The organism is Streptomyces sp. NPDC050161 (assembly GCF_044460025.1).
GTDB lineage: Bacteria > Actinomycetota > Actinomycetes > Streptomycetales > Streptomycetaceae > Streptomyces.
Genome location: NZ_JBITJM010000005.1, coordinates 490,320 through 497,063, shown reverse-complemented (window position 1 = coordinate 497,063; position 6,744 = coordinate 490,320). Strand labels below are relative to the sequence as shown.

The window sequence follows — 6,744 nt, the reverse complement described above, 5'->3', positions numbered from 1 at the left end:
CCGCTACGAGAAACGCGCCTACATCTACCTCGGCACTCTAACCCTCGCAGCACTCATGATCTGGCTCCGCACATGATCCGAGAAACAGTGCCTAGTTCGAGCAATTTCGTGAAACGGTCGTGGGTGGCGTCGCCAGGTGCTCTCTGAGGCAAAACAGCAGCCAGAACGGACCATCGCAACCGACTCTGTCTACCAAGGCCGGTCAGTTGAACTCGCTTGCGCGGTGCTCACGCACGATTGCCCTCCCGGGCTGCCCTGGGGCAGTGGAAGGGCACTCGTTGGTGACCAGCACTGACAACTGGCTACAGGAGTGCCGTAGTTCAGAGCGCCGATCGAGTGGCAGGCCGCAGGTCGCGACCGTCGATGATCAGTTGTGGCTGTACGCGGTGGGGCCGCCCCGTCCGGCGGAGGCCATTGGAGACGGGGCGGGACCGTTCTTATCTGGTGCTTTCTGCCTTCCACACCGGGATGATCGTGCTCGGGTCGAACTTGTGAGACCCCTTCACGCCCGGAAGGACGATCACGGCTTCCAAGGCGTCGAAGATGACTGTCCGCTTCTGCTGGAGGTCCATGTCCTCCCACTGGGCCCGAACATCCGTGACCTCGTTCCGCAGGTCTCCTGCCGGGCAGCCCACCCCTTCCGCTCGTTGCTGAGCCGCTTGATCTCCGCCTCCTCCTTCTTCAGCAGAGCGAAGAACGTGGAGTCGCTGATCTCCTCAGCGTGCCACTGCTCCTCCAGCGCGCTCTTCCTGCGCTGTGCGGCTTCAAGCTGCGGCTCGTCGGCCCATGTCTCCTCGACCGGCTGACGCTCCGCGTCCCGCTTCTCCAGCTTGGCCAGTACGAGCTGCGTGATCAGCTTGTCGATGGCCGGGCCCTGGCGGCTCAGCTTGTCGCAGCCCCCGTCCAGCACGGACCGGCAACGGTACTTGTGCGTCTTCCGGGCGGGGGCTCCCGTCATTTTGGTGTGGCACGTCCGCCTGTCCTCCAGCTTCTTCCCGCAGCGCACCAGCCCGGTCAGCAGGTACTTGCGCGGCGTCCGCTTCCCCTCGCCCGAACCGTCCCAGCCACCCGCATTGCGCCTCTGCTCCAGCAGGGTCGTAACCGCGTACCACTCCTTGGGAGTGACGATCGGCTCCCACTTGCCGACAACGGGATTGCCCTCGGAGTCGGACACCAGCTCACCGTTCAGCTTCCGGTAGCCGCAGATGCGCGGGTTACGAAGGATCTGCTTGACGGTCTGGAGCTGCCAGCTGTTGCCCATCGTGGTGGTGACGCCGGAGGCGACGAAATTCCGCGTCACCGTGGTGATGCTCTTACCTGCCAGCAGCTCCTTGACCCCTTGGCGGACGACCTTCGCCTCTTCCGGGTGCAGCGTGAGCTTGTCCGCGTTCCAGCCGAAGGGACGGCGCCCCGATACCGGCTCACCGCGCTCCGCACGGGCGAGGTGGTTGAGGCGTGCCCGGCGCTTCTTCTTTTTCGTCTCCGAGCGGGATGCCGCGACGCCGAGAAGCCCCCCGGTACTCCGCTCCGTCTCCGTAGAGGTCGTGGCGGCCGGTGTCGTCCGCGTAGAGCCGGTCGGGGTGCGCGGTGAACGAGTCCACGAACCGCTCGTAGGCGTAGGCGCCCCGGTACAGACGGTCGTCGGCTACGCACACCACGCCGTCGACGGGGAAACCGTTCTCCGTGGCGCCGCGTTCCAGCGCGTCAATCATGTTGTCGAAGTCGGCTCGGACCACGTCCGCCTTGGAGGCCGACTTGTCGTTGTCGATGTAGTGGTGGACGGCCACGGCCCTGATGCCCGAGGCGATCCGGCCGCAGTGCCGCGTCTGGTCCTCCACGCCATGACCGTCGCGCTTGTGGGCGTCGTCGGATATCCGGCAGTACGCCACCACCAGACGCCAACCGTCGGCCCGGAGGGCCTTGGCCTCCTCCAGGCCCGGGGCGTTGTCCGGGGCCCCGCGTAGGCGGCTGACCAGCTGTTCCACCTCTGCCGCGCTGAGCTTCCTCTTCGGTTGTTCCGCCAACGTCAAGATCGAATCCACTTCATACGGCGAGGCTCATCTGTTCGAACCTCATATGAAGTTAGCAGTGTTGCTGCCACCACAACTACGTGGCGGAGGAGCGGTACGACGGCATGGATCTGCTGGTGACCCGTAAGGGGGCGATCCGGGCGGGCAGTGGTGAGTACGGCATCATCCCGGGGTCGATGGGCACCGGCTCGTACATCGTGAAGGGCCTCGGCAACGCCGAGTCCTTCAACTCCGCCTCGCACGGCGCCGGTCGGAAGATGAGCCGGAACGCCGCGAAGAAGCGCTTCTCCACGAAGGACCTGGCGGAGCAGACGGCGGGGGTGGAGTGCCGCAAGGACTCCGGTGTGGTCGATGAGATCCCGGGGGCCTACAAGCCGATCGAGAAGGTCATCGATCAGCAGCGTGACCTGGTGGAGGTCGTCGCCAAGCTCAAGCAGGTCGTCTGCGTCAAGGGCTGAGCCGCCGGGGCGGTCCGGAACGGCCGTAAGGGCCGGACCCGTGGGGGTCCGGCCCTTACGGGTCGAGGCGGTTGCGGGTCAGGCCGGTGCGGAGCCGGCGTAGAGGGCGTTCCAGACTTCGGGGGTGACGGAGCCGTCGGGCAGCAGGTCGTGGTTCCGCTGGAAATTGACCACGGCCACCAGGGTGTCGGCGTCGAACGCGCCGTTGAGGCGGTTCCAGCCGAGGTAGTGGCGGTTGGCCAGCAGGCACTGCAACTGCGAGACGCGGTCGCCCTGGTCGCCGAAGGCGAGGGACTGCCGGCCTTCGGAGAACGCGCAGGCGGCGGGGCCGTCGACGAGGTTGTCGCCCATCGCGGCGAAGGCCGGAGAGGCGAACAGGCCGGTGGTCAGCACGCCCGCGGCGGCGGCCAGGACGGCGGCACGCTTGACGGTCCTGCCGGACCTGCGGAAACGGGGGAGGGGGATACGGAAAGTACTCACGTTCCTCCCCGTTCCCCGTGTCCGCACTTTCATGTGGCCGGAAACCAGCCGATGTTGATCTTCTGTCGTGTCTCCCACGCCGCCCCGCCGGGGCCCGGCCGTCGCCCGGTGCACCGTCAGAGTTCGCGGTGCACCTTGGAGTTGGACGCCTGGGCGCGCGGGCGCACCACGAGCAGGTCGATGTTGACGTGGGACGGACGGGTGACGGCCCAGGCGATGGTGTCCGCGACGTCGTCGGCCTCCAGCGGCGCGGCCACGCCTTCGTAGACCTTCGCGGCCTTGGCGCTGTCGCCGCGGAAGCGGGTGGTCGCGAACTCCTCGGTCCTGACCATGCCGGGGGCGATCTCGATGACGCGCACGGGTTGGCCGCACAGCTCCAGGCGAAGGGTCTCGGCGATGACGTGCGCCCCGTGCTTGGCGGCGACGTAGCCACCGCCGCCCTCGTACGTGGCGAGGCCGGCGGTGGAGGACAGCACGACGACGGTGCCGTCGCCCGACGCGGTGAGCGCGGGCAGCAGTGCCTGGGTGGTGTTGAGCGTGCCGAGCACGTTGACCTCGTACATCGCGCGCCAGTCGGCCGGGTCGCCGGTGGCCACCGGGTCGGCTCCGATGGCGCCGCCCGCGTTGTTGACGAGTACGTCGCAGCGGTCGAGGGACGCGGCGAACGCGTCGACGGCGGCGCGGTCGGTCACGTCGAGGGGGTACGCCTCGGCGTGCGGCAGGGAGGCGGCCAGTTCCTCGATGCGTTCCTTGCGGCGGGCGGTGAGCACCACGCGGTAACCGGCGGCGGACAGTTGCCGTGCGGTGGCGGCACCGATGCCACTGCTGGCTCCGGTGACGACAGCGGTACGGGCGTCGGCGGGACGGGCCTCGGCGGTCATGCGCTCTCCTCGGGACGGTGGGGTCGTGCGCGGGCGCGGGGCCGGCCTGCCCGGCGCTCCGGTGACGCCGCCGCGGGCGGCATCGCCGTACGGCGGTGCCGCGGTGCGCGGCCGGTCCGCGATACCGCGCCAGGATATGCAGGCGCGGTCAGCGGCCCCGCGGGGCGTACATGATCACGGCCATGCCGGCCAGGCAGATCAGGGCACCGATGACGTCCCACCGGTCGGGGCGGTAGCCGTCGGCGACCATGCCCCAGGCCAGCGAGCCGGCGACGAACACCCCGCCGTACGCGGCGAGGATGCGCCCGAATGCGGCGTCCGGCTGGAGCGTGGCCGCGAAGCCGTAGACACCCAGCGCGATCACCCCGGCACCGATCCACAGCCAGCCCTTGTGCTCGCGCACCCCCTGCCAGACCAGCCACGCCCCGCCGATCTCGAAGAGCGCAGCGAGGACGAAGAGGGCGATGGACCGGGTGACGAGCATGCGGCCAGCCTAAGGGCGTGGCCGGAGGGCCCGGCGGCGACGCCGTCACCCTCCCGTCGGGCTGCCCGTCCAGCGGTCAAGGGCGTTGCGCAAGGCCGCCGCCCGTGCGCCGGGATCGCGGGTGTCGTCGGCCCAGGCTATGTAGCCGTCGGGCCGCACGAGCACGGCGGTGCGCCGGTCCCCGGCCCAGGAGGCGTGCGCCACACGGTCGTTGGGCCGCTGCGTCGCCGTCTCGGCGGCCGGGGTGATGAGGACGAAGCGGCCGTGGCGCAGGAGTGCGTAGAGCCGGGTGGAGTCGGCGAAGCGGATGTCGGGGGCGCGGCGGCCGGTCAGGGGGTGGGCGCCGCGCCCGGCGGGGTAGGCGATGCCGATGCCGGAGACGGTGCTCAGGGCGCGCCGGGACAGTGGCGGGAAGCGGCTGATGAGCTGGGCGGCGGCCGTGCGGATGGCGCGTCGGGCCGGGTTGTGCAGCAGGGCGAGCCGGAGGAGGGAGCCGCTGCTGCGCAGCACCATCCTGCCGACCGGATGGCGCTCGGCGTGGTAGCTGTCCAACAGGGCGTCGGGCGCCCGGCCTTGGAGTACGGAGGCGAGCTTCCAGCTGAGGTTGGCGGCGTCCTGGAGTCCGGTGTTCATCCCCTGGCCGCCGGCCGGGGAGTGCACATGCGCCGCGTCACCGGCGAGGAAGACCCGGCCCACGCGGTAGTCGGGCACCTGCCGCTCGTCGCTGTGGAAGCGGGAGATCCAGCGGGCGTCGTGCATGCCGTAGTCCGTGCCGAGGGCGAGACGGGTGAGCTCGCGGATCTCGTCCAGGCCGACGGGGTCGGTGTCGGCTGCCTGGCGGCGGGGGTTCCAGCCCACGACGCGGTACCAGCCGTCGCCGAACGCGCCGACGAGGGCGGTGGCGTCGGCGGTGGAGTTCATGAGGAAGGGGGCCGCGGGGGCCTGCTCCAGCCGTACGTCGGCGAGGATCAGGGAGCGGATGACGGAGCGGCCGGGGAAGGGCAGGCCGAGGGTTTCCCTGACCGTGCTGCGGACGCCGTCGGTGCCGACGAGGTAGGCGGCCCGCTCGCTGCGGGTGCCATCGGCGTCCTGGAAGCGCGCCGTCACCCCCTCGGCGTCCTGGTCGAACCCCAGCAGTTCCGCGCCGTACCGGATGACGGCGCCGGCCTCCGTGGCCCGGCGCGCCAGCAGCCTTTCCACCTCGAACTGCGGGGTGACCAGGACGAAGGGGAAGCGGGAGCGGAGCCGGGACGGATGAAGAGTGACGTTGCCGAAGATCTGCATCCGGGTCAACGGGTGGCCGCCGACGACCAGTTCGTCGGCCAGGCCGCGGTTGTCGAGCTGCTCCAGGGTGCGGGCGTGCACCACCAGGGCGCGGCTGAGATTGCTGGTGCTCTCGGCGCGGCGCTCCAGGAGCGTGACGCGGAGGCCGGCTTCGGCGAGGTCGCCCGCGAGCAGCAGACCCGTCGGGCCGGCGCCGATGACGAGGACGTCGGCCCGGCCCGCACCGCCCGGACCCGCGGCCGGCTCGGTGGACGGGCTGGCGGACGGACCGCTGGGCGGGGCGCTGGACGGACCGCTGGACGGGGCGGCGCCCGAGGCGTGCCCCGGGTTGCTCAGGTCGGTGGTGCCGGACTTGCGGTGCGTGGCCCTCATGGCCGCCTCCAGTGCCCACACGTGTTGGTCAACGCTTGTTGGCAAGCGTACGATTGTCGCCGCGCGAAGTCAACGGGTGTTGGCATACAGGTGTGGGCACACGCGTGTGGGCATACAGTTGTGGGCATGGCCGATTCCGTACCGCCCCCTTCCGCCGCCGACGCGGCCGACATCCGTGCGGCCACCGTCGCCGCCGGAGCGCGCCCCCGCCGCTCCGACGCCACCCGCGCCGCGATCCTGGCCGCGGCGCGCGACCGGTTCGCCGCCGACGGCTACGAGCGGGCCACCATCCGCGCCATCGCCAGGGACGCGGGCATCGACCCGTCGATGGTGATGCGCTACTACGGCAACAAGGAGGGCCTGTTCGCCGCCGCCTCCGAGATCGACCTGCGCGTACCCGACCTCACGGACGTGCCGAGCGGCGAACGGGGCACCCGGCTCGTGCGCCACTTCCTGGAGCGCTGGGAGTGCGACGAGACACTGACCGGCATGCTGCGGGTCGGCGTCACGAACGAAGCGGGCGCGGAGCGGATGCGCGGCGTCTTCCGGGACCAGATGGGTCCGGTGATCGCGGCCGTCTGCCCGTCCGACGAGGCGTCGGTCCGCGCCGCGCTGATCGCCTCGCAGATGCTGGGCATGGCGCTGTGCCGCTACGTCCTGCACCTCCCGCCGGCCGTCGGCCTCAGCCACGACGAGGTCGTCGCCTGGCTGGCGCCCACGGTCGAGCGCTACCTCACGGCCGAGCTGCCCTGAGC

At 70.6% G+C, this 6,744-nt stretch carries 7 protein-coding genes and 1 pseudogene; 2 read left to right on the top strand and 6 right to left on the bottom strand.

Features of this window, described 5'->3' with window-relative positions; translation table 11 throughout:
• Positions 1 to 520 precede the first annotated feature (520 nt).
• Positions 521 to 1,372: a recombinase family protein gene (locus ACIBK8_RS12340; protein WP_399041680.1), complete on the bottom strand. Its 852-nt coding sequence runs from the start codon at positions 1,370 to 1,372 to the stop codon at positions 521 to 523.
• A 49-nt stretch (positions 1,373 to 1,421) separates the two neighbouring features.
• A complete protein-coding gene (locus tag ACIBK8_RS12335; RefSeq protein ID WP_399041638.1) occupies positions 1,422 to 2,024 on the bottom strand; it encodes a recombinase family protein in 603 nt (200 codons plus the stop codon).
• Between the two features lie 71 nt (positions 2,025 to 2,095).
• On the opposite strand from ACIBK8_RS12335, the pseudogene ACIBK8_RS12330 reads away from it, so the two are divergent.
• Positions 2,096 to 2,488, top strand: a pseudogene (locus ACIBK8_RS12330) (RtcB family protein); the annotation flags it as partial.
• A gap of 78 nt (positions 2,489 to 2,566) precedes the next feature.
• Here the strand turns inward: ACIBK8_RS12330 and ACIBK8_RS12325 are convergent.
• The 4 genes from ACIBK8_RS12325 to ACIBK8_RS12310 form a co-directional block, all read right to left on the bottom strand.
• Entirely contained in the window at positions 2,567 to 2,968 is a 402-nt protein-coding gene (locus ACIBK8_RS12325; RefSeq protein ID WP_399041636.1) for a peptidoglycan-binding protein, read from the bottom strand.
• A 116-nt stretch (positions 2,969 to 3,084) separates the two neighbouring features.
• Positions 3,085 to 3,849, bottom strand: coding sequence for an SDR family oxidoreductase (locus ACIBK8_RS12320; protein WP_399041635.1), 765 nt, complete (start codon positions 3,847 to 3,849; stop codon positions 3,085 to 3,087).
• 148 nt (positions 3,850 to 3,997) lie between these two features.
• Positions 3,998 to 4,333, bottom strand: coding sequence for a YnfA family protein (locus ACIBK8_RS12315; protein WP_399041633.1), 336 nt, complete (start codon positions 4,331 to 4,333; stop codon positions 3,998 to 4,000).
• 45 nt (positions 4,334 to 4,378) lie between these two features.
• A complete protein-coding gene (locus ACIBK8_RS12310; protein WP_399041632.1) occupies positions 4,379 to 5,989 on the bottom strand; it encodes an FAD-dependent oxidoreductase in 1,611 nt (536 codons plus the stop codon).
• A gap of 126 nt (positions 5,990 to 6,115) precedes the next feature.
• Here ACIBK8_RS12310 and ACIBK8_RS12305 point away from each other — a divergent pair, with 126 nt between their 5' ends.
• Positions 6,116 to 6,742: a TetR family transcriptional regulator gene (locus ACIBK8_RS12305; protein WP_399041631.1), complete on the top strand. Its 627-nt coding sequence runs from the start codon at positions 6,116 to 6,118 to the stop codon at positions 6,740 to 6,742.
• Positions 6,743 to 6,744: the final 2 nt, after the last annotated feature.